Raw genomic sequence first — 26331 nt, forward strand, 5'->3', positions numbered from 1 at the left:
CGCTGTGTTCGGCCGGTTCATCCCGTCGGTCACGATCAGCGGAATGACCGGTCACGATGCCGGAATCATCGGTCACGATCACCGGAATACGCACTTAAGGATGATATGGACTGCAGATTGCCTTGTGGCTGATGGAAGCGGGCAGCGCAACCGGGTTGCGGATAATCCGGGATTTATCAAGAAGACCCATGGAACAAGAACAACCTGAACCGATTGAGGAATACGTCCCCGGCGTAGCCAATGGCCGGCATTACATGGCCAGGCTATCTCACCTGCCTGATGGGCCCTGGCGCATTGATGTCATTCACGTGGATTCGCTGGCGCCCTTGCACGGCAGCGAATCCACCTGGGCCACGCGTGAAGAGGCTGCGCACGCTGCCGACAAGCAGGTTGCCGCCCTGGCTTGTTGAGGCCGGTACATTTTTAGGCATACCTGCGTTGGGCTGACCGACTTCAATTCCCCGTGAAACCGCCAGATGCCAAGACAACGCTCACTGTTTCTCAGGCGGGCATCCAAACGGCGATGCCAAGGTGCTGCATGTTCGGGCTCTGATCCAGTCGCACAGATGGGCCAACGCCTGCTCGGGCGCCCAAGCAACTTTGTTCATGCCGTTGCGCCTTGACGCCGTCCAAGCGCAACGGCATGAGTTTTTAATTGTTTCCCTTTCATGCCAGCATGATGACCGTCATCAACAGAGGTTTTCCCTTTGTCGACAACAAGTTACCTTGAATTTTCAATACAGGTAAATGAGAAAAATTCACCTCAAGCACATGATGAACATCACTGAACGGATCAAACGCTCCGTGGTCAACCGCGACGGTGGCGTTTTCCTGCGCGCTGAGTTCGTGCGCTTTGGCAGTCCGGCCCAGGTTGGCCACGCGTTGAGCCAACTCACCCGCGAAGGCGCATTGGTCCGGCGCAGATTGGGCATTGATGCCAAAGCCAAGCCCAGCGTGCTCACCGGCAAACCCATCCCAATCCGGCCGCTGGAAGTGCTGGCGCCCGAGGTCTTGAAGAAACTGGGCATCACGGTCACGCCCAGCCGCTTGACCCAGGACTACAACGCCGGCCGCAGCACCCAACTGCCTTGCAGAATCGTCCTCAACACCGGCAAGCACCGCATTGCCCGCAAACTGAGTTTCAACGGCAAAGCGGTCCAGTACGAACGCGCATGAGGACATTGCACCCAGCGCGTCTCGAACTGATCGACGCACTCGTCGCCGAAACGGCGCTAGGAGGCATCACCGCCGGCCTGCTGGAAAAGGACGAACACCTGACGGATGCACTACGAGCCTTGTTGGCGCTGCCGCTAGATGGCCTGTCTCTCGCGTTTTGCGGAGGCACCAGCCTGTCCAAGGCGCATGGTCTCATCAAACACCTGTCCGAAGATGCTGATCTGAAAATCGTGCTGCCAACAGACGCGCAAGCGCTCTTCAAAACACAACTGCGTAAACGGATGTCCGAACTCAAGCGCGCTCTGCTTTCCCTGATCTACGGGAACTCCACACCGGAATTCAACGAAGCTTTTGCTGGTTTTGAAAGAGTGGCGTTGGCATTCCTGGCATCGCTTCAGAAGCTGGACGAGGCAACAATGCGCCATTTCTATTTGGGACAAATGCGACATTACTATTTAGCGCCTACAGAATTAATATTCCACGATATTTCTTATGTTAAGTTTTAATGCCGGACGGATTATATACGGTTTCAAAATGGTGGCTTCCGCATGGCCTGCTGGCGCTTGACCAAGCAAACATTCCTATGTTTGCCATCCAGCCGAGCAACTACCCTGCTGGGACACTCAATCTAAGATCAATTCGAGCACTGCTTTCGGTCTGACCCGTTCTGGGCTTGGCAGGTGACGCCTAAAAAACAGGCAACGCATGTTCGCTTTGCCTAATCGATTGGTAAGCCCTTTTTCCTACAAGCCACAAAAAAGTAGCAGTTCTGCAAGTTGAGGCAATTCATCCGTGCATAGCTGGCGTATCCAGAACGCCTTTTGGTTTTCATGCGAAATCGTCCCAAATTACTGAAATTCAGTGACACATCTCGAATACCTCAGCATCAAAAACAGGGTCAATCCATTTATTCTGATGATCAAACTCCTGATTAACGTTTCACGCACCGCCTGTGCTGAGTTTGAGTAATGAAGCGGGGCTGCGTAAGGTCAGTTTGTAATGAGAATTAGAATTTTCTAGCGACATTGACATTCGGAAAGTTGCACATCGTGTGCATAGAAATCGGCATACTGGGAACACCCACGATACGGACTGCCGTGCGCAAGAGGTGCGGCTCGACCGGATCGAAAGTGAAGTAGGAAGATGTCCAACCAATTGGCTTGCCCACGAAAGCAACAAGCGGGAAATTGAATCGAGTTGCACATAGCCTGTCAACTAAAGGGGTACCAAGCTGTCCTGACGGTGATCAATTTTTGTCCGTGCCTTGTCCAGCAAAAACTCAATGCAGGTGCGCACGGCGCGCGTCTGGTGCCGGTTAGGCATGTACAGCAGGTACATGCGCGTGCCGAAAATACTCAGGCGATAGTCATCCAGGGTGGTCAATACCTCGCCGGACTCAATTGCGTCCATCACCACATAGTCGGGCACCAGGCCCAGCCCCAGGCCCGCCAGGATACCCTGGCGCAGGAACGGAAAGTGCTCGGAAATCAGCGTGGGCTCCAGCATGACCTCGTGGCGTTCGTCGCCCCGGTAGGCGCGCAGGCGCAGCTGCTGGCCCACCACGCCGGAGGTGATCAGTGGCGTGGTGCGCAACTGCTCCAGCCCGGTGGGCAGGCCATGCTGCTGCGCAAACCCGCGTGAGGCGCAGGCCAGATAACGCACGCTGCCCAGCTCACGCGCGACCAAGGCGGGCGGTGGCTCGGGCATCACGCGAATGGAAATGTCCACTTCGTCCCGCAGGTTGTCGGCCCGGTTTTCAAACAGCACGTCCAGCACGATGCCGGGGTACTGGCGCTTGAACTCGATCAGCCAGTCGGACATCACCATCTCCCCATAGCCGCTGGGCACGCTCAAGCCCACGCGTCCTTGCAGGCCCTGGCCCAGCGTGGTGATGGTTTCGCGCGCGGCCTGCATTTCATTCTGGATGCTGCGGCCATGGGCGTACAAGCGCAGGCCGACTTCGGTGGGCTCGACGCGGCGCGTGGTGCGGCGCACCAGTTGCACGCCCACAGACTTTTCGAGCTGCTTGAGGTGGTAGCTGACGTTGGCTCGCGTCATCTTGAGCTTGCGAGCGGCCTGGCTCAGGTTGCCGGCGTCAATGATGTCGACCAACAAGGTTAGCGAAGCGAGATCCATGAATTTTGTATAAAAATATTTGACAGTCTGTCAATTGTTTATGCCATTGTCAAGACAGTTTTGCACAATCACAATGCGTTGAATAAATTTTCATTCAATGAAACTGGAGACAAGCGCATGAACACCGAAGCCACCCCTTCCGTGGTCACCACCACACGCCTGGGCCGCGTGCTGCTGGTGACCATCAACCACCCTCCTGTCAATGCGCTCAGCGTGGATGTGCGCCGTGGCCTGCTGGCCGCCGTGCAAGAGGCGGACGCCGATGCCAGCGTGGCGGCGGTGTTGATCGTGGGCGCGGGCCGGGCCTTCATCGCCGGGGCGGACATTCGTGAATTTGGCAAGCCGTCCATGGCACCTTCGCTGCCCGAGGTGTGCAGCCGCCTTGAAGCCTGCCGCAAGCCTGTGGTGGTGGCGATCCACGGCCCGGCGCTGGGCGGCGGGCTGGAAGTGGCCCTGTCGGCGCACTACCGGCTGGCCATGCCGGATGCCCGGCTGGGCCTGCCCGAAGTGCTGCTGGGCCTGCTGCCCGGCGCCGGCGGCACCCAGCGCGCACCGCGCCTGATGGGCGTGAAGCCTGCGCTCGAAATGATGCTCAGTGGCCGCCACCAGGGCGCCGGGGAAGCCCTGACCCTCGGGCTGGTCGACCGGCTGGGCGAAGGCCCTGACGTGCTGGCGGCGGGCCTGGCCTATGCCGGCGAGCTGGTCGCCAGCGGCGCCGGTGTACGCCCCACCCGTGAGGCAGACGCAGCCCTGGCCGACAAACCTGCCAGCCAGGCCGCACTGGACGCATTGAAGGCCGACACGGCCAAAAAAACGGCCGGCCTGTTCTCGCCGCTCAAGATCATCGAAGCCGTGCAGGGCGCGCTGGACCTGCCTTTTGACGAGGCCGTGGCGCTGGAGCGCCAGCTGTTCCTGCAGTGCCTCGACAGCCCGCAGCGCGCCGGCCTGATCCACGCCTTCTTTGCCGAGCGCGAGGTGGCCAAGTCGCCCGAGACGCGCAACGCCACGCCGCGCGCCATCGACAGCGTCGGCGTGATCGGCGGCGGCACCATGGGCGCCGGCATTGCCGTGGCCGTGCTGAACGCAGGTCTGCCCGTGACCATGGTCGAGCGCGACGATGCCGCCCTTGCCCGTGGCCGTGCCAATGTCGAGAAGGTGTATGACGGTATCGTGGCCAAGGGCCGCATGACACCCGAGGTCAGGGCCGCCGTGATGGCCCGCTTCAGCGGCAGCACGTCGTATGACGCGCTGGCCCGGGCGGACCTGGTGATCGAGGCCGTGTTTGAGGAAATGGGCGTCAAGAAGGCGGTGTTTGCCGAACTGGACCGGGTGTGCAAGCCCGGCGCCGTGCTGGCCACCAACACCTCTTATCTCGACATCGACGAAATTGCGGCCAGCGTATCGCGCCCGCAAGACGTGGTGGGCCTGCACTTCTTTTCGCCGGCCCACATCATGAAGCTGCTGGAGATCGTGGTGCCCGCCCAGGTCAGCGCCGATGTGGTGGCCACCGCGTTTGAGCTGGCCAAAAAGCTCAAGAAAGTGCCGGTGCGCGCCGGCGTGTGCGACGGCTTCATCGGCAACCGCATGCTGGCCGTGTACCGCGCCACCGCCGACCACATGCTCGAAGACGGCGCCTCGCCCTACCAGATCGATGCCGCCGCGCGCGAATTTGGCTACCCCATGGGGCCGTTCCAGGTGGCCGACCTGGCCGGGGGCGACATCGGCTGGGCCACGCGCAAGCGCAAGGCCGCCACGCGCGACCCCGAAGCGCGCTACGTACAGATTGCCGACCGACTCTGCGAGCGCGGCTGGTTCGGCCAGAAGACTGGCCGGGGTTACTACCTGTATCCCAAGGGCGCCCGGGTCGGAATACCGGACGACGAGGTGCTGGCCATCATCGAAGCCGAGCGCCAGCGCGCCGGCACCACGCCGCGCCCCTTCAGCAACCAGGACATCATGCGCCGCTACCTGGCGGCCATGGTCAACGAGGGCGCCAGGGTGGTGGCCGAGGGCATCGCCCTGCGCCCACTGGATGTGGACGTGACGCTGGTGCATGGCTACGGCTTCCCACGCTTTCGCGGCGGCCCCATGAAGTACGCCGACACGGTCGGCCTGCCCACCATCCTGGCCGACATCCAGGCCTTCGCCCGGGAAGACCCGCTGTTCTGGCAACCCGCCCCGCTGCTGCTCCAGCTGATTGAAGAAGGCCGGGACTTCGACAGCCTCAACAAACCGTAACTTTCACCCTCAGGAGACCCCCGCCATGCGTGAAGCCGTCATCGTATCCACCGCCCGCACCCCCCTGACCAAGGCCCACCGGGGCGAGTTCAACAGCGTCAGTGGCGCCACCCTGGCCTCGTTCGCCGTCAAGGCCGCCGTCGAGCGCGCCGGCATCGACCCCGGCCTGATCGAGGACGCCATCCTCGGCTGCGGCTACCCCGAAGGGCGCTCCGGGCGCAACATCGCACGCGCCAGCGTGATCCGCGCCGGCCTGCCCCTGAGCATCGCGGGCGCCACGGTCAGCCGCTTTTGCGCCTCGGGCCTTCAGGCGGTGGCCATGGCCGCCAGCCGCATCATCGTGGACGGTGCCCCGGCCATGATTGCCGGCGGCGTGGAAAGTATCTCGGGCATCCGACGCAGTGAGGGCAGCGGCGTCGACAGCGGCATCGACCCCTGGATCAACGCGCACAAACCCGAGTTGTACATGGCGATGATCGAGACCGCCGACATCGTGGCCAGCCGCTACGGCATCAGCCGCGAGGCGCAGGACCGCTTCTCGGTCGAGAGCCAGCGTAAAACCGCCGAAGCGCAGGCGGCTGGCCGCTTCCAGGACGAGATCATCTCCGTGACCACCACCATGGCCGTCACGAACAAGGACACCCAGGAAGTCACGCACCAGGACGTGACGATCGACCACGACACCTGCAACCGCGCCGGCACCACTTATGAGTCCCTGGCCAAGCTGGCGCCGGTGCGCGGCACCGGCCAGTTCATCACCGCCGGCAACGCCTCGCAACTGTCCGACGGCGCCTCGGCCTGCGTGCTGATGGAAGCCCGGGAAGCGGCGCGACTGGGCCTGCAACCCCTGGGCGCCTTTCGCGGCATGGCCGTGGCCGGCTGCGAGCCCGATGAAATGGGCATTGGCCCCGTGTTCGCCGTGCCCAGGCTCTTGGCCCGCCATGGCTTGACGGTGGACGACATCGACCTGTGGGAGCTCAACGAAGCCTTTGCCTCGCAGGCCCTCTACTGCCAGCAAACGCTGGGCATTCCCGACGAGCGCCTGAACGTCAACGGCGGCGCGGTGTCGATCGGCCACCCGTTTGGCATGACCGGCGCGCGCCTGGTGGGCCATGTGCTGCTGGAAGGCCGTCGCCGCAAGGCCAGGTACGCGGTCGTGACCATGTGCATTGCCGGCGGCATGGGCGCCGCCGGTTTGTTTGAAATTTTCTGAAAAAAGACGGAGACATCGCCATGGACCTGAGTTTTACCCCCGAAGAACAGGCGTTCCGCGCCGAAGTGCAGCGCTTCCTCGCCGACAAGGTGCCGGCCCGACTGACCGCCAGGGTGCAGGGCGGCAAGCACCTGGGAAAGGCCGACCTGCAAGCCTGGCATGCGCTGCTGAACGACCAGGGCTGGCTGGCCAGCCACTGGCCCGAGCAATACGGCGGACCCGGCTGGAACACCGTGCAGAAGTTCATCTTTGACCACGAGTGCGCCCTGGCCCATGCGCCCCGCACCATTCCCTTCGGCGTCAACATGCTGGGCCCGGTGCTGATCAAGTACGGCAACGAAGCCCAGAAGCAGCACTGGCTGCCGCGCATCCTCAGCGGTGCCGACTGGTGGTGCCAGGGCTATTCCGAGCCGGGTGCCGGCTCCGACCTGGCGTCGGTCAAGACCAGCGCGGTGCGCAGCGGCGACCACTACCTCGTCAACGGCCAGAAGACCTGGACGACGCTGGGCCAGCATGCCAACATGATCTTTTGCCTGGTGCGCACCGACCGCGACGTCAAGCCGCAGGAAGGCATCAGCTTTTTGCTCATCGACATGGCCACGCCCGGCGTGGAGGTGCGGCCCATCATCACGCTCGACGGCGAGCACGAGGTGAACGAGGTCTTCTTCACCGACGTGAAGGTGCCGGTCGACAACCTGGTGGGCCAGGAGAACCAGGGCTGGACCTGTGCCAAGTACCTGCTGACCTACGAGCGCACCAACATCGCGGGCGTGGGCTTTTCCGATGCCGCGCTGGCACGCCTCAAGGTGATCGCGGCCAGGACCCTGAAAAACGGCCACCCCCTGGCGCGCGACCCGCTGTTCGCCGCGCGCCTGGCGCGGGTGGAGATAGACCTGGAAAACATGAAGACCACCAACCTGCGCGTGATCACCGCCGTGGCAGGGGGCGGTGCACCGGGCGCCGAAAGCTCCATGCTCAAGATCCGCGGCACGGAGATTCGCCAGGAACTGACCGCCTTGACCCGCCGCGCCATGGGTCCCTACGCCCTGCCCTTCATCGAGGAATCGCTGCAGGAAGGCGACGACCAGGCCGGCGTGGGCCCGCAGGAGGCCGCCTCGGCTGCGGCCCAGTATTTCAACAACCGCAAGCTGTCGATTTTCGGCGGCTCCAATGAAATCCAGAAGAACATCATCTCCAAGATGATCCTGGGCCTGTAAAGCACAGCACTGACGAGGACCCCACCATGAACTTCACCCCTACCGAAGACCGCCGGATGCTGGCGGACTCGCTTGACCGCTACGTGGCCGAGCAGTACAGCATTGACACCCGCCACCAGATCAGCCAATCGAAGCTCGGCTACAGCCCCGCGCAATGGGCCAAATTCGCCGAGTTGGGCGTGATCGGCGCCCTGTTCACCGAAGCGCAGGGCGGCTTTGGCGGCGATGGCTTTGACATCGCCGTGGTGTTCGAATCGCTGGGCCGTGGCCTGGTGGTGGAACCCTTCCTGGCCAGCGCCGTGCTGGCGGGCAGCGCCCTGGCCCATGCCGGCAACGACGCCCAGCAGGCACTGCTGGCCAGCCTCATCGACGGCAGCCACATTGCCACGCTGGCCCATGAAGAGGCCGACGCGCATTACGTGCTGCACCATGTCGGCACCCTCGCCCTCAGGGACGGCGACGAGTATGTGATCGACGGCGCCAAGGCGGTGGTGACGCTGGGCGACCAGGCGCAAACCGTGATCGTGTCCGCCCGCACCAGCGGCGACGTGGCCAGCGAAGACGGCATCTCGCTGTTCGTGGTGCCCGCCGACACAGCCGGGGTCAGCCTGCGCGCCTACCCCAACATCGACGGCACGCGAGCCGCCGAAATCACCTTCACGCAGGTACGCGTGCCTGCCTCGGCGCTGCTGGGCGCCGAAGGCCAGGGCCTGGCCACGCTGGAGCATGCCGTGGGCCGGGGCATTTTGGCGCTGTGCGCCGAGTCGCTGGGCGCGATGGAAGTGGCCAAGAAGCAGACCATCGAGTACCTGCAGACGCGCAAGCAGTTCGGCAAGGCCATCGGCAGCTTCCAGGCGCTGCAGCACCGCATGGCCGATGTGCTGCTGGAGATCGAGCAGGCCCGCTCGGCCGTGATCAACGCCGCCGCCGCCCTGCAGGCCGACCGCAGCACGCGCGAGCGCGCCCTGTCGGCCGCCAAGTACAGCATCGGCCGCATCGGCACGCTGGTGGCCGAGGAATGCATCCAGCTGCACGGCGGCATCGGCATGACCTGGGAGCTGCCCATGCCCCACTACGCCAAGCGCCTGGTCATGATCGACCACCACCTCGGCGACGAAGACCACCACCTGGCGCGTTTCATCGCGCTGGGCCATGCGTAAGGCCATGAACGGGCCGCTGCTGTCGCGCCGCGAAGGCGCTGTGCTGGTGCTGCTGAACAACAACCCGGCGGCGCGCAACGCGCTGTCGCCCGCGTTCTACGTCGCTCTGACGCAAGCGCTGGCCGAGGCCCAGGCCGACCCGCAGGTCGGCGCCATCGTGCTGACCGGGGTGGACGGCATGTTTTGCTCGGGCGGCGACTTGCGCCAGCTGTCCCTGAGGCGCACGTTGACGCTGCCCGAGCGGCGGGCGCACCTGGAAGGCCTGCACAACCTGATTCGCACGATTCGGGACTGCGCCAAGCCCGTGATCGCCGCCGTGGAAGGCGCAGCCGCTGGCGCGGGACTGTCGATTGCACTGGCCTGCGACATGCTGGTGAGCGCGCGAAACGCCGTGTTTTCGGTGGCCTACGTGAAGGTGGGCCTGACGCCCGACGGCGGCGCCACCGCCTTCCTGGCCGAGTTTGTCTCGCGCCAGGTGCTGACCGAGCTGTGCCTGAGCGGCGACCGCTTCACTGGCGAGTGCCTTCACGCCCTGGGCGCCGTCAACCGCCTGACCGAACCGGGCGAAGCGCTGGCGCAGGCCCTGGCCCTGGCAGCAAGCGTGGCGGGCGGCCCGCTGCGGGCCATGGCCAGCATCAAGGCGCTGTGCCGCAGCGCGCCCCAGGCGACGCTGGAGGAACAGCTGGAACGCGAAGCGCGGTTCATGGTGCAGGCCCAGGGCGACGACGAGGCGGCAGAGGGCATTGCCGCCTTTCTGGAAAAGCGCAGTGCCGACTTTGTGGCGCTGCGCGCCAAAAAAGAACCGCCCACCCCTTGAGGGAACACCACGGGCGTTCCGGACTATTTTGAAATTGGAGCCATCATGTCAGACATCAATTCCTCGCTGCCGCTGGCAGGTATCCGCGTCCTGGACCTGTCCCGCGTGCTGGCCGGCCCCCTATGCGGCATGGCACTGGGCGACTTTGGCGCCGAGGTCATCAAGGTTGAACACCCTGGCCGCGGCGACGACACGCGCGACTGGGGCCTGCGTGTGGGCAAAACTGAAACCGCCTATTTCAACAGCATGAACCGCAACAAGCGCTCCATCACGCTGGACCTGCAAAAACCCGAGGCGGTGCAGATCGTGCTGGACCTGGCGCGGCAATGCGACGTGGTGATCCAGAACTTCAAGTTCGGCGGTGCCGAGAAGATGGGCCTGGGCTACGAGCAGATCAAGGCCGTGCGGCCCGACATCGTGTACTGCTCGATCACCGGCTATGACCGCAGCGGGCCCGAGGCCGCGCGTCCCGGCTACGACCTCGTGGTGCAGGGCGAGGCCGGCCTGATGGCGATCAACGGCGAGGCCGACCAGCCGCCGCTGAAGTTCGGCGTGGCGGCGGTCGACATGTTCACCGGCATGTATTCGGCCCAGGCCATCCTGGCGGCCTTGTTCCAGCGCCAAAAGACCGGGTGCGGCCGCCATGTCGAGATGGCGCTGTTCGACTGCGGCCTCATGATCACGGCCTATTACGGGCTCGAAGCCATGCTGATGCAGAAAGACCCGCCGCGCTACGGCAATGCGCATCCGTCCATCGTGCCCTACGGCGTGTTCAATGCCGAAGACGGCCCGCTGGTCATCACCGTGGGCAACAACGCCCAGTTCGAGCGCTTTTGCCGCGAGGTGATCGACCGCCCCGACCTGGCCGATGACGAGCGCTTCAAGACCAACCTGGGCCGCGGTGCCAATCGGGAAGCCCTGATGTCGGAGATCCTGCGCGAACTGGGCCGCCGTTCGCGCCAGCTGCTGCTGCAGCGCCTCAAGGCGGCCGGCATTCCCTGCGGCGAGGTGCTGGGCCTGTACGAAGCCCTGACCTCGGAGCGTGCCGTGCGCGGTGGGCTGGTGACCGAGCAGCCCCACCCGGTGGCCGGCAGCACGCATGTGATGGCGCCGCCCTACCGGCTTGATGGCGAGCGCCTGCCGGTGCGCCGTGCACCGCCCGAACTGGGTGAAGGCACCCGCGAAGTGTTATCAAGCATGCTGGGCCTGGGCGACGAGCGCCTGGCCGAGCTCAAGGCGCTTGGCGTGCTCTGAAGACAACGCCGTATTCCATTCTTTCAATCTACCCAGGAAAACCCATGTCCAACCCCGTTTCTTTGAAGCTCTCCGGCCCGACCCGCCGTGTCCTGCTGGCCCTGGCCCTGCCCATGCTGGCAGGCAGCGCCTTTGCGCAAGCCTGGCCCAGCAAGCCCATCAAGCTGATCGTGCCCTTCCCGGCCGGCGGCCCGACCGACACCGCCTCGCGCATCGTCGGCCAAAAGCTGGCCTTGCGCCTCAAGCAGCCGGTCATCGTCGAGAACAAGGCCGGCGCATCCGGCGCGATTGCGGCGGCGCAGGTGGCCAAGTCGCCGGCTGATGGCTACACCCTCATGATGCTGGCCACGCCGACCCTGCTGGCGCCGCACCTGTACAAGACCACGGGCTACGACAGCGTGAAGGACTTTACTTCGATTGCCACGGTCTACGACCTGCCCATCGTGGTGGTGGTCAACCCGACCTTGATGCCCACCGTGACCGACCTGCAAAAGCTCGTGACGCATGCCAAGGCGCAGCCCGGCCGCCTGAACTACACCAGTTCGGGCGTCGGCAGCTTCGGCCACCTGAGCATGGAGCTGCTCAAGCAGATGGGCCAGTTCGACATGCAGCATGTGCCTTACCGGGGCGGTGTGCCGGCCATTACCGACACCCTGGGCGGCCAGGTGCCCATGATGTATGCCGACCTGGTGGCCGCCCTGCCGCACATCCAGTCGGGCAGCCTGCGCGCCATTGCCGTCGGCTCGCCGCAGCGGGTGGGCGTGATCCCCGATGTCAAGACCATTGCCGAGCAGGGCTTCAAGGGCTTTGACGCCGTGTCCTGGGGCGGCCTGATGGCCCCTGCGGGAACGCCCAAGGATGTCGTCGAGCGCATCAGCACCGAGGTCAAGGCCATCCTGGCCGAAAAAGAAACGCAGGACAAGCTGCTCAACGCCGGCGCCATTGCCAACTACCAGAACCCCGGCCAGATGGCCACACGCGTACAGCAGGACTACGCCAAGTGGGGCAAGGTGATCCGCGACAAGGGCATCACCAGCCAGTAAGCCACCGCGCCCTGTCCGCCAGGCAGCCTGGCGAGCCGGATACGCCGGCTTCAGTTAAAAAATTGATTCAAAAGGCATCTTCCGCTTGCGCTGTCTACATAAGCAGCTATCATTTTTGACAAATAGACCAACAACCTCATGGACCCCATGACCACAGCCCGGACGCGCGCATGACCCACCTCACGACATCACCCGAAGCGCCTTTTCGCACTGTTGCCGCGCTGGTCCGCGAGCATGCGCAGCGCCAGCCGCAACGACCAGCCCTGCGTGACGACCAGCATGGGCTGAGCTATGCCCAGCTCGACGCCCTCATGGACCGCGTCGCCGCAGCGTTGCAGCGCGACGGGGTGCTGCCCGGGGAAAGCATTGCGATTTGCGCCCATTCATCGGTGCATTACGCCGCGCTGTTCCTCGGGGCGCTGCGGGCCGGGGTGGTGGTGGCGCCTCTGGCCCTCTCGGCCAACCGGGAAAGCCTGGCGTCGATGCTGCATGACGCCGGGGCGCAGTGGCTGTTCCTTGACAGCGCAGCGCAAGGCCTGGTGCCGCCTAGCCTGGCAACGACCCGCTGCGTCTGGCTGGACGGCGCGTCGGAGGGCATTCGTTTCGAAGACTGGCTTGCCGCCGAAGGCGCGCAGCCGCAACCGGTCGCGCTGTCGCCGGAGTCCCCGTTCAACATCATCTATTCGTCGGGCACCACGGGCACGCCCAAGGGCATCGTGCAGTCGCACGGCATGCGCTGGGCCCATGTGCAGCGGGGCAGCACCTACGGCTACAGCCCTGAAGGCACGACGCTGCTGGCCACGCCGCTCTACTCGAACACCACGCTGGTGGTGTTCTTTCCCACGCTGGGCTTTGGCGGTTGCGTGCAGCTGATGCCCAAATTCGATGCGGCCCACTACCTTCAGCTGGCCGAGCAGCACCGTGCGACACACACCATGCTGGTGCCGGTCCAGTACCAGCGCATCATGGCGCTGTCGCAGTTCGGCGCGCACGACCTGTCGGCGTTCCGGTTCAAGTTTTGCACCAGCGCACCGTTCAGCGCTGCGCTCAAGGCCGATGTGCTGGCGCGCTGGCCGGGCGGCCTGGTCGAGTTCTACGGCATGACCGAAGGCGGCGGCACCTGCATCCTGGTCGCGCACAAGCACCCCGACAAACTGCACACCGTGGGCCGGCCCGCCGCCACCAGCGACATGCGGCTGATCGACGAAGCCGGCCTCGAATTGCCCCCGGGCGCGGTTGGCGAGGTGGTCGGGCATTCACCCAGCATGATGACGGGCTACCACCGCCAGCCCGGCCTGACGCGAGAGGCCGAATGGTTTGACGCCACAGGCAAGCGCTTCATCCGCACCGGTGACGTGGGGCGCTTTGATGCCGAGGGATTCCTCACGCTGCTGGACCGCCGCAAGGACATGATCATCAGCGGCGGCTTCAACATCTACCCGTCCGACCTGGAGGCCGTGCTGCGCCAGCATCCGGCCGTCGAGGATGTGGCGGTGACGGGCGTGCCCTCCGAACAGTGGGGTGAAACGCCGGTCGCCTTTGTGCGTCGCCGGTCTGGCGCTGGCGATGAGGCCGCGCAGATCATGGCCTGGTACAACGCCCGGGCCGGAAAGACGCAGCGACTGGCGGCGCTGCATTTCATCGACGAGTTGCCGCGCAGCGCGATTGGCAAAGTGCTCAAGCGCGAGTTGCGCACGCTGCACCTGAACCTTTCAACCTGATCCATGCAAAGCCAGGCGCAGTAACGCCCAGCGGTTTTATCAATCGTTAACCACAAGACAGGAGACAACCATGTCCAATTTTCTTTCACGCCGCACCCTCATTCAAGCTGCCAGCGCCGGCCTGGCGAGCGCCGCACTGCCGTCCATGGCCCAGCCGGCCTGGCCGAGCCGCCCGATCCGCCTCATCGTGCCGTACACGGCCGGCGGCTTTACCGACCAGATGGCCCGCCTGGTGCAGGTGGGCCTGCAAGGCCGGCTCGGCCAGCCCGTGATTGTCGAGAACATGCCGGGCGCCAACAGCATCATCGGCGTCAACGCCGTGGCCAAGGCCGCCCCGGACGGGCACACCTTCGGCGTCGTGATTGCCGCCTATGCGGCCAACACCACGTTGTACCCCAAGCTGCCGTACAACCCGGCCAAGGACCTGGTCGGAGTGTCCCTGCTGGGCGTGTCCCCGCTGCTGGCGGCCGTGCCGAACAATGCACCGTTCAAGAACGCCACCGAACTGGTGGCTTACGCCAAGGCCAACCCCGGCAAGGTCAGTTTTGGCTCATCAGGCAACGGGTCGGCCGCGCACCTGACCAGCGAGTTGCTCAAGGCCGTCACCAACACCTACATGGTTCACATTCCCTACCGGGGCGCGGCGCCTGCGTTGACCGATTTGCTGGGCGGACATATCCAGCTGTTCTTTGACGCCCCCACCAACCTGATCCAGCCCGGCAAGATGGGCCGCCTGCGCCTGATCGGCGTGGCCAGCGAGAAACGCCTGCCGGCAGCACCGGATGTGCCGACCTTCATTGAGCAAGGCCTCAGGGGCTTCACCGGCAGCACCTGGGCCGGCATGATTGCCCCCGCCGGAACGCCAGGCGAGGTGGTGCAGCGCATGTCGGACGAGGTCAACCGCATCATCCGCAGCGACGAAACCCGGGCCAAGCTGGAGGCCATGGGCACTTTTGCCGAAGGAACTTCGCCGCAAGCTTGCGACGCCTTTATCGCGTCCGAAACCGCGAAGTGGGCCAAGGTCATCAAAAACGCAGGCGTCACCGCGGACTGAGGACACCAGGCGCCCTTTACGCCACTTCGTTATACACAACTGCCTGCCGCCTGAAGCTCGCGTGAGAACCTGACGCCAGGGGCAAAGTCCAGGTTGCGCTGCATGCCCAGGCAGATGGTTTTCACCCCCGGCTCGCCATCGACTGTGCGCGCTAGAAAGCCGCCGACCCGCGCGACCAGACTTGCCACCTGGTTGAGCGTGGGCGCCTGGTCTGGAGGTCGCTTTTTGTTCAGGATGAAGGCTGCGGCCCATTCATCGGGCTCGAGCATGAGCTGCGCGTTCAACTTCGGTCAGGTCCGTCCCAGGCGCATGAGGCGCGCGATGCGCCAGCCCCCACCACGTGCCTGCGGTGCACTGAGCATTCTCCGTGAGCTAAATAGTCTAAAAGTGTCGGTACGAAAGTATTGAGTTGTCCCCGTACGAGGTGCCCTACCCTGTGGATAACCACCGGCACAAGTGCCCAAAACGGCGCCACTGCTGGCTTGGCAGGCGGCGCCTAAAAAACGGGCAGCGGCGGGTTCCATCATTTGATCACGGCAATGGCAGCCTTGCGAGCAAGGTACCTGTGCAGGATGCTGAGGCGTTGGAAAGGTTTGCCTACGCTGGACAGTCATCCTCAACTGCATTGCCAGGCTCAAACGACCATAGGGGTCGCCGCACCGTCCATGGTCAAAATAGCGCCCGTGACGTAACTGGCACAAGGCGATGCCAGGAACAAGACGGCGTTGGCAATTTCCTGCGGTTGTGCCAGCCGTCCGAGGGGAACATTGCGTGTCGCCCGCTCCAAGGCTTCCTGCACCGTGATTTGCTCCAGCCTGGCAGTCGCCTGCAGTCCGGACTGCAATCGATCGGTCACAGTCGCGCCAGGGTTCACGGCATTGACTCGAACGCCCCGAGGACCGTAAGCCGCTGCCAGACCGGAGCTGACCAGCATCAGCGCAGCGTTGGCAGCGCCCCCGGGCAAATGAATGGGACTGGCCACTTTCCCCCCTGCCCCAATAACGTTCACGATAGAGCCACTACCCCGTAGTCCCATTTTCTTGATCACCAAGTCCATCATGTGCACATAGGTGAAAAATTTGGCATTCATGGCGTCGTGCCAGGCTTGGGCGTTGAGCTCGTCAGGCGGCGTACGGCGAGCCGCACCTGCACAGTTGACCAGCACATCGACATCCCCATGCAGTTGCTCGGCCCGGGTGAGCGCCTGACCGGCTTGCTCGGCGATCTGGAGATCTGCTGCAAACACCCCGATTCGCCCCTCTGCGCCAGCGAACTCGCCGCTCAATTGCTGCACGGCCACGTCAAGGTTGGCCTGACTTCGCGCCACCAGGCTCACCCTGGCCCCCTCACGCAAAAAGCCTTGGGCACACGCCAGGCCGATGCCCTTGCTGCCCCCGGTGATGAGAATATGCTGCTGCGTCAGTTGCAAATCCATGGGCTACCTTTACGTTCGGAGTTTGGTTTATTCGATCCGGATACCGGCAGACTTGACCACCTGTCCGTAGCGAGCCAGATCGCGTTTGATTTCGCTGTTGAATTGCTCGGCACTCCCGGGTGTTGCTTCAATTCCCATCAAACGCAACTTTTCGCGAACTGTCGCGTCATTCAATACGGCATTGAGTTCGGTATTGAGGCGGGTAACAATCGCCGCTGGCGTCTTGGCAGGGGCCAGGATCCCGACCCATGAATTGACAACGAAATCAGGCACGCCACTTTCGATGAAGGTCGGTACGTCCGGTAGCGCTGTGGCGCGGCGAGCGCTGGAAACAGCAATCGCACGAAGCTTCCCGGATTGAACATGACCGTAGGCCCCGGCAACTGCGGTGTACACCAGGGGAATGGTCCCGCCAAGCACGTCCGTCATCGCCTGTCCGCCACCTTTGTAAGGCACGTGCGTCAGATTTGCATTCGTTCGCGCCTTGAGCAGTTCACCAGCGATATGCGGCGTCCCTCCGGTGCCTGACGTGCCAAAAGAGAGCCCCCCTTGCTGCGCCTTCGACAGCGCAATGACATCTGACAGACTTTTCACCGGCACCTCAGGGTTTGCGACCAGGATCAAAATCGCATCCCCAATCTTGCCGACAGGAGCGAAGTCTGTGGTGGTATCAAACGGTGTCTTGGCAAACACATGCGGATTGATGACCATGGTGCCATCAAAGCCCAGGACCAGGGTATAACCGTCCGGGACAGCGGTTTTTACCAAACTGGTTCCAATGTTCCCGGAAGCACCCGGTTTGTTGTCCACAATAATCGGCTGGCCCAGCCTTTTGCCGAGATACTCTGCGATCAGTCGACCACTGGTATCCGTCACGCCGCCCGGCGTGAACGGAACAACCAGGCGAATCGTTTTGTTTGGCCAGGCATCCTGCGCATGCGCCATGCCCAGCAGGCCGCCCAGGGTTGCGATCAGGGTCAGGCCTGCAGTAGAAAGCAGGCTCCTGCGAGCGCTGTTCACAGAATTTGATTTTTTATTCATTTTTGTCTCCTTGATTAGGGTGCAATGACCGGTCAATTGGAATCTGCGTAGCGTTTTTCGAATTCCCATATTTCCTCGAACCCCATGAGCTTCGTGAGGTCGGCGAAAGGCATCAGGGGTGTTGAGATGCCCGCAGAGGATCCGTTTTGCTTGAAAGACGCATACACAGCCTTCATGGCTTCAGTCGCCGCGAGCAGCGCCGTCACCGGAAAGATGGCCAGCTTGTAGCCCATCGATTCCAAATCCTGTTGAGTCTGGATGGGCGTGCGTCCACCCTCCACCATGTTGGCCAGCAAAGGCAAGTCAAAACTACGTCCTATCTGCCTCATCTCATCTTCTGTTTCAGGGGACTCGACAAACAAAATATCAGCGCCTGCACGGGCGTAAGCCTCCGCACGTCGCAAAGCTTCATCCAAGCCCAGCGCACTGCGGGCATCGGTTCGGGCAATGATCAGAAAATCGCTGGAACTGCGTGCGTCAGATGCAACCTGAATCTTGCGCACCATGTCGGCCATCGGAATCACCCGGCGACCCATTGTGTGCCCGCATTTCTTCGGAAATTCCTGATCTTCCAGCTGAATTGCAGCGGCCCCGGCAGCTTCGTAGCCGCGTACGGTGTGGGCTACATTGAGAAGCCCTCCGTAGCCCGTATCGCCATCGGCAATCAGCGGTGTTTGCGCCATGCACGCCATCGCCTTGACACGGCCCACCATGTCCGAGTACGTTGCCAAACCGGCATCGGGCAGCCCCATGTGTGAAGCTACGGCACCAAAGCCAGTCATGTAAAGCGCATCAAAGCCATAGGTGTCGGCCAGGCGCAGCGACACCATGTCAAATACACCAGGAGCGCTGAGCAGGCCAGGCTGCTGGAGCCGCTCGCAAAGTGTTTTTTTCTTGTTGGTCATCAATAAATCCTAAGGGTTATGGACAGTGCTTAATCGTCCGGATTACTCTGCGCTGAATCCGCCGCGCTGGGCAACCTGCTGCCATTTGGTGGTTTCCTGCTGAAGGAAATTCACAAACTCAGTGGGCGGCGTCATGACGATTTCAGCGCCCTGGTCATGCATCTGCTTGATCAAAGCGGGGTCCGACGTCACCTTCTTGAGATCGCGATTGATCTGGGAAACCACTCCAGCAGACAAGCCTGCAGGGCCGAACAAGCCGTACCAGTTAAGCGACTCCACACCCTTCAGGCCAGCCTCTTTGAAAGTCATGGCAGTGGGAAAGATGGCCATTCGTTCGTTGGCAGCGACGCCAATGACGCGCAAATTGCCCGACTGAATATGCGGCAGCGCCGTCAGCACACTGGTAAATCCCAGGGGCAAATGCCCGCCGATGATGTCCACCATGATGGGCGCGCCTCCCTTGTAGGGCACCCCAATGGTCTTGAGTCCACCCGCCTGACGCATCAGCTCACCCGTGAGGCGCGTTTGCCCCTCCGAATAACCAATGGCAAGCTCTTCCTTGAGCGCGGCAGCCAAAACATCACTGAGATTTTGATACGGGCTTTTGCTTGATACGACAAGCACCATGGGAGAAATCGCGAGCCGGGTGACGGGCGTAAATGCCTTTGCCGTATCGTAAGGAAGTGATTTCATCAGGACCGGATTGATCACGTGGGAACCGACCACCAGCAGTAAGGTATGCCCATCTGCCGGTGATTTGGCCACATAGCTCGAGCCAATGGCACCATTGGCCCCGGTCCGGTTGTCCACCACCACTGGCTTGCCCCACAACTCGGACAGGCGTTGTGCCACGACGCGCGCCACGATGTCCGTTCCACCCCCGGCAGAATAGGGCACGACGATGGTCACAGGTTTGGTCGGCCATTTGTCTGCTGCAGTTTGTGCATAAGGTGTCGACGCCAATGCGACCAGGCCAGCGAAAGCGCCCAGCGCAGTTCGGCGCCGAATCCAGTTGGTTTGCATAGTTGTCTCCAGGTTTTGTTTGCAGCTACTCAGCAGGAGTCATGCCATCAATGTCCCCCGTGCTAAGCATTTGATTTTTATGAAAAATATTTCTTAATCCTCCTGGCGAGGTGTTTCATGAGACATTGATGAAACATAATTTGTATTATTGAAACAATAGACCAGCCCCATGAAAATCCCTGGCGCAATGCCGAAGAGTCGGCCTCGGCTGTGCTTTCTGAGTTACCGGCAGATTCGTATGTTTGCCATGCCGATCGTCGCTGAATACATTGACCGCGCCGACATTGAAGTGATTGACGGCAGCTTTGACGGTGCCCTGGCGATTGCCAAGGAGCGCATTGCCAAGAACCAGGTCGATGTATTTATTAGCGCAGGGTCCAACGCCAGTCTTTTGCGGAGCAGCTTGCAGGCGCCCGTCGCCACCATCCAGTTGAGCGGATTCGACATCCTGCAGGCGCTGATCCAGGCGCGGCAGATGTCCGATCGCATTGGTATCGTGATGTATGGGCAAACCATCCCCGAACTCGATTCGGTCAAAGGGCTGTTGAATATCGAGATCCACCAATATGCCTACCAGACTCCGGATAGTGCACGTCAATGCATCGAACGATTGCATTCGAGTGGCATCGAGGTAATTGTGGGCTCCAGCCTGGTGGTCGAACTGGCGCAAGCCGCAGGGTTGCAGGGCCTGCTCGCTTATTCGCTATCGAGTATCCGGCAGGGCTTTGACGATGCGCTGGAACTTGCCAGGGTGGCGCGGCTTGAGGCGGGTCGCTATGAACAGCTGAACGGGGTGCTTCATAACTTGCAGGATGCTGTCCTGGCGGTCAACCATGAAGGCCTGATCATTGCCGTCAACCCTGCCATGAAAGCTATTCTTGGACAGGATTCAGCGTCGCTGCTGGGTAGTCCTCTGGCGGTACTGGCACCGGATTTATCCCTGAGTTCAGCCCTGGAGTATGGCAAGGAGGAGCGTGGCGTTGTTCTACGTCTGGTCGGACGCGACTGGATTGTGAACCGCACACCGATCAGAGAACATGGGGAAGTTGTAGGTGCAACAATCACGCTCTACGATGCACGGACCATCCACGAAGCTGACAACAGTCTTCGAATCGAGCACCGTCGACATCAAACGTATCAAGGCCGGGCGCGCTATTGCTTTGACAACCTGATCGGCCAAAGTCCGGCGTTCCTGCGTGCCGTGCAAACCGCACGGCGGTACGCAAAAACCGAACTGGGTGTGCTGATCGTTGGTGAAAGCGGTGTTGGTAAGGAACTTTTCGCCCAAGCCATCCACAACGAGAGCGTCAGAGCGCACAGACCGTTCGTGGCGGTCAACTGCGCTGCATTTCCGGAGACCTTGCTCGAAAGCGAACTATTCGGCTATGAGGAAGGCGCTTTTACAGGCTCCCGGCGGGGAGGAAAACGCGGCCTGTTTGAAGCCGCCCACACAGGCACACTGTTTCTCGATGAGATCGGCGACATGCCGCTGACGCTGCAGACCCGCTTGCTCCGTGTACTGCAGGAGCGCGAAATCATGCGATTGGGATCGACCACTGCCATCCCTGTCGATGTTCGGGTGATTGTCGCGACCCATCAACCCTTGCGTGAAATGGTCTCTGACCGTCGTTTCCGCGAAGATTTGTACTACCGCATCAATACCTTGCGCCTGCCCTTGCCAGCGCTGCGAGAGCGGCAGATTGATATTGTCCCCATGGCTCAGCGCCTGGTGCAAAGCTGTCTGACGCACATGGGCTCCTGCCTGAATTCCATAAAGGCACTGGAAGGGGTCAGCCCTTACCTGCAAGCCTATGCATGGCCCGGGAATGTGCGTGAACTCGAAAACTTCAGCGAACGTATCGCCGTATTTCTTTTCCAGTTCAACCGAATTGAAGACATCGTGTACAACGGACTGGAACTGGACTGTCCCGAGCTGTTCGAAGCCATGCCTTCAGGTTCCCAGATGACACCCATGTCAAACTTCAGGCGGGCCTGCCTTGCCCTTGAAAAGAGTGGAGGCAACCCCACCCAGGCGGCTGCGCATCTTGGGGTCAGCCGCTCTACCCTCTGGCGCTGGCGTCGACAGAACGAAACAATGCCGGAAACGCTTAATAATTGATCGCCATGGACAGCGCAGAAACAGCGCTATGTACCCCGATACCGCATCAAAAAGCTAACATAATTTCCGTTGTCGATGCGGCCCGCAACGGGTCTCACCATGTGCGATGGGCGCGACCAAGCATCAACGCGCTCTTACCCCCCCCGTTATAGTTCCCTTACAACAAGCTACACATCGGAAGTCTCCGCGCATGCTCGACGACATCAAAAAAACACTCTGGGCCACCGCCGACAAGCTGCGCGCCAACATGGACGCCGCCGAATACAAGCACTTGGTGCTCGGCCTGATTTTTGTCAAGTACATCTCCGACACCTTTGCCGCCCGCCGCGCCGAACTCACCACGCGCCTGAGCAACCCGGCTGACGAGTACTACTACGGCGATGCCGCGCCCGAAGACCTGGCGGCCGAACTGGAAGACCGCGACTACTACACCGAGGTCAACGCCTTCTGGGTACCCGAGCCGGCCCGCTGGGAAAGCCTGCGCGCTGCGGCCAAACAACCCGACATCGGCAAGCGCATCGACGACGCCCTGAGCCTGATCGAACAAGAGAACCCCAAGCTCAAGGGCATCCTGGACAAGCGCTACGCCCGCGCCCAGCTGCCAGACGGCAAATTGGGCGAGCTGGTTGACCTGGTCTCGACCATCGGCTTTGGCGACACCCCCAGCACCGCCCGGGACGTGCTGGGCCAGGTGTACGAATACTTCCTTGGCATGTTCGCCAGCGCTGAGGGCAAGCGCGGCGGGCAGTTCTACACGCCGGCGTCCATCGTCAAGACACTCGTGGCCATCCTCAGCCCGCACAGCGGCAAGGTGTACGACCCATGCTGCGGCTCGGGCGGCATGTTTGTGCAAAGCGAGAAATTCATCGAAGCGCATGGCGGCAAGCTGGGCGACGTGTCCATCTACGGCCAAGAGGCCAACCCGACCACCTGGCGCCTGGCCGCCATGAACCTGGCAATTCGCGGCATCGACTTCAACCTGGGGCGCGAGCCGGGCGACACCTTCACGCGCAACCAGCACCCCGATTTACGCGCCGACTTCATCCTGGCGAACCCACCGTTCAACATCAGCGACTGGTGGCACGGCAGCCTGATGGGCGATGCGCGCTGGGTGCATGGCGACCCGCCGCCGGGTAATGCCAACTACGCCTGGCTGCAGCACATGCTGCACCACCTCAAACCCACGGGCCGCGCCGGCATCGTGCTGGCCAACGGAAGCATGAGTTCAAGCCAGAACAGCGAGGGGCAGATTCGTGCTGCGATGGTCGAGGCCGATGTGGTCGAGGTCATGGTCGCGCTGCCCGGCCAGCTTTTTTTCAACACCCAGATTCCGGCTTGCCTGTGGTTTCTGGTCAAGCAAAAGACGAAGCGCAAGGGCGAAGTGCTGTTCATCGACGCCCGCAAGTGCGCCACCATGATCAGCCGGGTGCAGAGCGAGTTCACCGACGCGGTGATTGAACGCATTGCCGGCACTGTGGCCGCCTGGCGCGGCGAGTCCGATGCGGGCGCGTATGAAGACATTGCCGGCTTTTGCCGCACCGTGCCGTTGGCAGAGATTGCCCAGCACGGCCATGTGCTGACGCCCGGCCGCTACGTGGGCGCCGAAGCGGTCGAGGACAACGATGAAGACTTTGCCACCAAGATGCAGCAGCTCACCGAAAAGCTCGGCGAGCAGATGGCCAAGGGCGCAGAGCTGGACGCGCTGATTCGGCAAAAGCTGGGAGGGCTGGGCTATGAGTTCTAAAAAGCAAATAGTGCAAGACCCGCTTGCACAAATGCCCAGCAACCAAGACTATCGCCGCTGGCTTGGCGAGCTGAAAACCCGATTTCGGCAGGTCCAGCTTAAGGCGGCCGTAGCAGTCAACAGCGCGCTGCTGCAGTTTTACTGGGAGTTGGGCGCTGACATGGTGGCCAAGCAGCAAGCCTTTGCCTGGGGTTCGGGGTTCCTGAACCAGCTCAGTGCCGACCTGGTGCGCGACTTCCCGGAGGTCAAGGGGTTCTCACCGCGCAACCTCAAATACATCCGCCAGTGGTATCTGTTTTGGCAGGGGGCGGCAATTGGGCAACAGGCTGTTGCCCAATTGCACGCCATCCCCTGGGGCCACAATCTGGTGATTATTTCCAAGTGCAAGAAACCCGAAGAAGCGCTTTATTACGTAGGTGCGGCGCTTCAGCATGGCTGGAGCCGCAGCGTGCTGGTGCATCAGATCGAAAGCAAGCTGTGGCAGCGTGAAGGCCGGGCCATCACCAACTTTGCCCAGACGCTGCCCGCCGCGCTATCGGACCTGGCGGCGCAAGTGCTCAAAGACCCGTATGTGTTCGACTTCCTGTCGCTGACCCCGGAGCATTCCGAGCGCGAACTGGAAACGGATTTGGTGGCCCACATCACGCAGTTTTTGCTGGAACTGGGCGCGGGATTTGCCTACATCGGCCGACAGGTGCCCTTGCAAGTGGGCGAGCGCGATTTTTATCTGGACTTGCTTTTTTATCACACGCGGCTGCACTGCTACGTGGTGGTCGAACTCAAGACGGTGGACTTTGAGCCTGAGTTTGCCGGCAAGCTCAACTTCTACCTCAAGACCGTGGATGAGCAACTGCGCAGCGAGGGCGACCAGCCCACCATCGGCCTGCTGCTGTGCAAAAGCAAAGACCGACTGGTGGCCGAATACGCACTGAGCGACATTCAAAAACCGATGGGCCTGTCGACCTACACCCTGTCGCACACGCTGCCCGAGGCGCTGCGCGGCAAACTGCCCAGTATTGAGCAGCTAGAGCGGGAATTGGGACTCGATGATGGCGGGGATGAATCGGTTCAGGCTGGGAGGGCTGGGGTATGAGTTCTGAGTGGCAGACAGTAGAAATTGGTTCTCTATGTCTTGGCATTTACGATGGCCCTCACGCCACACCAAAAAAGACAGCAGCTGGTCCTATATTTCTTGGAATTTCTTCGCTCAACGATGGGCAATTAAACCTTTCCGAGCTTGAGTACCTGTCAGAAGAGGATTTTGCGAAATGGACGAAGCGTGTTGTTCCGCAAGCTGGCGACATCGTTTTTTCCTACGAAACGCGGCTTGGACAGGTCGCTGTAATTCCTGCTGGATTACGCTGCTGCCTTGGGCGTCGTATGGCCCTCATGCGAGTTGATCCAGCCAAAGTTATTTCTGATTACCTTCTTTACGCCTACCTCAGCCCAGACTTCCAAGAGGTTATTCGGCAGAGAACAATTCACGGTAGCACCGTTGATCGAATCCCACTTGTTGAGTTCGGCACATTTCCAATATCAGTCCCTCCTTTGGACGTGCAGAAAGAGGCCGTTGGGATCCTTCGCGCCCTCGACGACCGCATTACCCTCCTGCGCGAAACCAACACTACGCTTGAAGCCATCGCGCAGGCGCTGTTCAAGTCGTGGTTTGTCGATTTCGACCCCGTGCGCGCCAAGATGGAAGGCCGCCCCCCCGAAGGCATGGACGAGGCCACGGCGGCGCTGTTTCCGGATGGGTTTGAGGAGTCGGCGTTGGGGTTGGTGCCGAGGGGGTGGCAGCCAAATACATTGATCAAGCTAACTGCCGAATACGGTGGGCGTCTCCAAACTGGTCCGTTCGGCAGTCAGCTTCATGCCTCCGATTACGTAGAAGATGGTATCCCCGTGGTGATGCCGAAAGACATCAAGGATCGGCGTGCCACAACGGATACGGTGGCAAGAATCCGCCTGTTCGATGCCGAGCGGCTTGCGCGTCATCAATTGATGAAAGGCGATATTGTTTTCAGCCGTCGGGGCGATGTTGAGCGACACGCCTTGATCAGCGAACGGGAAGTCGGATGGATTTGCGGAACTGGGTGCTTGCTGCTTAGGCCGGGGACTGCATGGATATCTCCCACCTTTCTTTCCATGGTGCTGGATGCACCGCAAGCACGAACTTGGTTAGTTCAACATGCTGTTGGAGCAACAATGCCCAACATTAACACTGCCATTCTTGGGTCGGTCCCAGTGTTATTGCCACCCGATGGTGTTTTATCGGCGTTTGAAGAAGTCATATCCACTACCGAGGCGCAACGAAGTCAAAATTCGTCGATGGCCGAAACCCTCGCCACCCTGCGCGACACGCTGCTCCCGCGCCTGATTTCAGGCCAGCTGCGGCTGCCCGACGCCGAATCCGAACCCCTGGAGCTTGCCGCATGAACGCCTTCAAAACCTTCTCGATCACCCTCCTCATGGCCTGCGCGCCGTATGCCGCCAGCGCCCAGGACGCCGGGCTGAGCAAGCAGCACGCCGCCTGCATGAACCAGTCCGGCGGCACGACGATGGGCATGATCGAGTGCATCACCGCCGAGACGCAGCGCCAGGATGCGCGCCTGAACAAAGCCTATAAGGCCGTCATGGCCGATCTGTCGCCGGCGCGCAAGAAGCAGTTGCTTGAAGCGCAGCGCGCCTGGATCAAGTTTCGCGATGCCAACTGCGCTTTCTATGACGACCCGGACGGCGGCACCCTGGCGCGCGTCAATGCCAACGACTGCATGCTGACGGCCACCGCAGAGCGCGCGCGTGAGCTGGAAAGCTTCAAGCAGCCATAAGGACTGGGCGTCACCCACGCATTTTGCTATTTATTTAATAGCTGCTTTTGACCGTCCTTATTGCGCAAACGCCCTATTTGATATGTATTTAGCCGCTTGACCGATCAAGGCAGCGCCTGAAAAGGGCAAAAGCTGTTTTTTTAGACAGATAGCTGTCGTCGTGTATAAAAAATCGGATTTCCTATACACATGGCGTGTAATGTGCAT

General features: G+C 61.6%; 24 protein-coding genes. 18 read left to right on the forward strand and 6 right to left on the reverse strand.

What is annotated here, in order from left to right:
• From GZ092_RS17055 to GZ092_RS17070, 4 genes are all read left to right on the forward strand, one after another.
• Positions 1-208: hypothetical protein (locus GZ092_RS17055; protein ID WP_293638161.1), on the forward strand; the 208-nt coding region annotated here is incomplete at its 5' end.
• Entirely contained in the window at positions 189-410 is a 222-nt protein-coding gene (locus GZ092_RS17060) for a hypothetical protein (protein ID WP_293638162.1), read from the forward strand. The genes GZ092_RS17055 and GZ092_RS17060, both read left to right, overlap by 20 nt.
• 337 nt (positions 411-747) lie before the next feature.
• Complete coding sequence (locus GZ092_RS17065; RefSeq protein ID WP_293638163.1) at positions 748-1176, forward strand: DUF6088 family protein; 429 nt, start codon at positions 748-750, stop codon at positions 1174-1176.
• Positions 1173-1682 (forward strand): nucleotidyl transferase AbiEii/AbiGii toxin family protein, encoded by a 510-nt coding sequence (locus GZ092_RS17070; RefSeq protein WP_293638164.1) that lies wholly within the window; start codon positions 1173-1175, stop codon positions 1680-1682. Before GZ092_RS17065 ends, GZ092_RS17070 begins: the two co-directional genes overlap by 4 nt.
• Positions 1683-2391: 709 nt before the next feature.
• Here GZ092_RS17070 and GZ092_RS17075 read toward each other — a convergent pair.
• Positions 2392-3312, reverse strand: coding sequence for a LysR family transcriptional regulator (locus GZ092_RS17075; protein ID WP_293638165.1), 921 nt, complete (start codon positions 3310-3312; stop codon positions 2392-2394).
• 117 nt (positions 3313-3429) lie between these two features.
• Here GZ092_RS17075 and GZ092_RS17080 point away from each other — a divergent pair, with 117 nt between their 5' ends.
• From GZ092_RS17080 to GZ092_RS17120, 9 genes are all read left to right on the forward strand, one after another.
• Entirely contained in the window at positions 3430-5550 is a 2121-nt protein-coding gene (locus GZ092_RS17080) for a 3-hydroxyacyl-CoA dehydrogenase NAD-binding domain-containing protein (RefSeq protein ID WP_293638167.1), read from the forward strand.
• Positions 5551-5575: 25 nt separating this feature from the next.
• Positions 5576-6763, forward strand: coding sequence for an acetyl-CoA C-acyltransferase (locus GZ092_RS17085; protein WP_293638168.1), 1188 nt, complete (start codon positions 5576-5578; stop codon positions 6761-6763).
• A gap of 20 nt (positions 6764-6783) precedes the next feature.
• Positions 6784-7980: an acyl-CoA dehydrogenase family protein gene (locus GZ092_RS17090; RefSeq protein WP_293638169.1), complete on the forward strand. Its 1197-nt coding sequence runs from the start codon at positions 6784-6786 to the stop codon at positions 7978-7980.
• A gap of 26 nt (positions 7981-8006) precedes the next feature.
• Positions 8007-9140, forward strand: a complete 1134-nt coding sequence (locus GZ092_RS17095) for an acyl-CoA dehydrogenase family protein (RefSeq protein WP_293638170.1) — start codon at positions 8007-8009, stop codon at positions 9138-9140.
• 4 nt (positions 9141-9144) lie between these two features.
• Positions 9145-9957, forward strand: coding sequence for an oxepin-CoA hydrolase, alternative type (locus GZ092_RS17100; protein WP_293638171.1), 813 nt, complete (start codon positions 9145-9147; stop codon positions 9955-9957).
• A 45-nt stretch (positions 9958-10002) separates the two neighbouring features.
• Complete coding sequence (locus GZ092_RS17105) at positions 10003-11211, forward strand: CaiB/BaiF CoA-transferase family protein (protein WP_293638173.1); 1209 nt, start codon at positions 10003-10005, stop codon at positions 11209-11211.
• 44 nt (positions 11212-11255) lie between these two features.
• Complete coding sequence (locus tag GZ092_RS17110) at positions 11256-12254, forward strand: tripartite tricarboxylate transporter substrate binding protein (protein WP_293638175.1); 999 nt, start codon at positions 11256-11258, stop codon at positions 12252-12254.
• Positions 12255-12424: 170 nt separating this feature from the next.
• On the forward strand, positions 12425-13975 hold the full coding sequence (locus tag GZ092_RS17115; RefSeq protein WP_293638176.1) for a class I adenylate-forming enzyme family protein: 1551 nt from the start codon (positions 12425-12427) through the stop codon (positions 13973-13975).
• A gap of 70 nt (positions 13976-14045) precedes the next feature.
• On the forward strand, positions 14046-15029 hold the full coding sequence (locus GZ092_RS17120) for a tripartite tricarboxylate transporter substrate binding protein (RefSeq protein WP_293638178.1): 984 nt from the start codon (positions 14046-14048) through the stop codon (positions 15027-15029).
• 29 nt (positions 15030-15058) lie between these two features.
• On the opposite strand, the gene GZ092_RS17125 is transcribed toward GZ092_RS17120, so the two are convergent.
• The 5 genes from GZ092_RS17125 to GZ092_RS17145 all read right to left on the reverse strand — a co-directional run bounded on the left by GZ092_RS17125 (position 15059) and on the right by GZ092_RS17145 (position 19433).
• Positions 15059-15313, reverse strand: a complete 255-nt coding sequence (locus tag GZ092_RS17125; RefSeq protein WP_363254599.1) for an IS4 family transposase — start codon at positions 15311-15313, stop codon at positions 15059-15061.
• Positions 15314-15663: 350 nt separating this feature from the next.
• Entirely contained in the window at positions 15664-16464 is an 801-nt protein-coding gene (locus GZ092_RS17130; protein ID WP_293638179.1) for an SDR family oxidoreductase, read from the reverse strand.
• A gap of 27 nt (positions 16465-16491) precedes the next feature.
• Positions 16492-17505: a tripartite tricarboxylate transporter substrate binding protein gene (locus tag GZ092_RS17135; RefSeq protein ID WP_293638180.1), complete on the reverse strand. Its 1014-nt coding sequence runs from the start codon at positions 17503-17505 to the stop codon at positions 16492-16494.
• A 32-nt stretch (positions 17506-17537) separates the two neighbouring features.
• On the reverse strand, positions 17538-18410 hold the full coding sequence (locus GZ092_RS17140) for an isocitrate lyase/PEP mutase family protein (RefSeq protein ID WP_293638181.1): 873 nt from the start codon (positions 18408-18410) through the stop codon (positions 17538-17540).
• Positions 18411-18452: 42 nt separating this feature from the next.
• A complete protein-coding gene (locus GZ092_RS17145; protein WP_293638182.1) occupies positions 18453-19433 on the reverse strand; it encodes a tripartite tricarboxylate transporter substrate binding protein in 981 nt (326 codons plus the stop codon).
• Between the two features lie 169 nt (positions 19434-19602).
• Here GZ092_RS17145 and prpR point away from each other — a divergent pair, with 169 nt between their 5' ends.
• From prpR to GZ092_RS17170, 5 genes are all read left to right on the forward strand, one after another.
• A complete protein-coding gene (gene prpR / locus GZ092_RS17150; protein WP_293638183.1) occupies positions 19603-21552 on the forward strand; it encodes a propionate catabolism operon regulatory protein PrpR in 1950 nt (649 codons plus the stop codon).
• Between the two features lie 190 nt (positions 21553-21742).
• The gene (locus tag GZ092_RS17155) at positions 21743-23296 is read left to right on the forward strand and encodes a class I SAM-dependent DNA methyltransferase (protein WP_293638184.1); all 1554 of its coding nucleotides are present in this window, start codon (positions 21743-21745) and stop codon (positions 23294-23296) included.
• A gap of 31 nt (positions 23297-23327) precedes the next feature.
• Positions 23328-24389, forward strand: a complete 1062-nt coding sequence (locus GZ092_RS17160; protein ID WP_293638186.1) for a PDDEXK nuclease domain-containing protein — start codon at positions 23328-23330, stop codon at positions 24387-24389.
• The gene (locus GZ092_RS17165; RefSeq protein ID WP_293638188.1) at positions 24386-25732 is read left to right on the forward strand and encodes a restriction endonuclease subunit S; all 1347 of its coding nucleotides are present in this window, start codon (positions 24386-24388) and stop codon (positions 25730-25732) included. Before GZ092_RS17160 ends, GZ092_RS17165 begins: the two co-directional genes overlap by 4 nt.
• Positions 25729-26124, forward strand: coding sequence for a lysozyme inhibitor LprI family protein (locus GZ092_RS17170; RefSeq protein WP_293638190.1), 396 nt, complete (start codon positions 25729-25731; stop codon positions 26122-26124). Before GZ092_RS17165 ends, GZ092_RS17170 begins: the two co-directional genes overlap by 4 nt.
• Positions 26125-26331 lie beyond the last annotated feature (207 nt).

The sequence above is a fragment of the Polaromonas sp. genome, assembly GCF_010365105.1.
Taxonomy (GTDB): Bacteria; Pseudomonadota; Gammaproteobacteria; order Burkholderiales; family Burkholderiaceae_C; genus Polaromonas.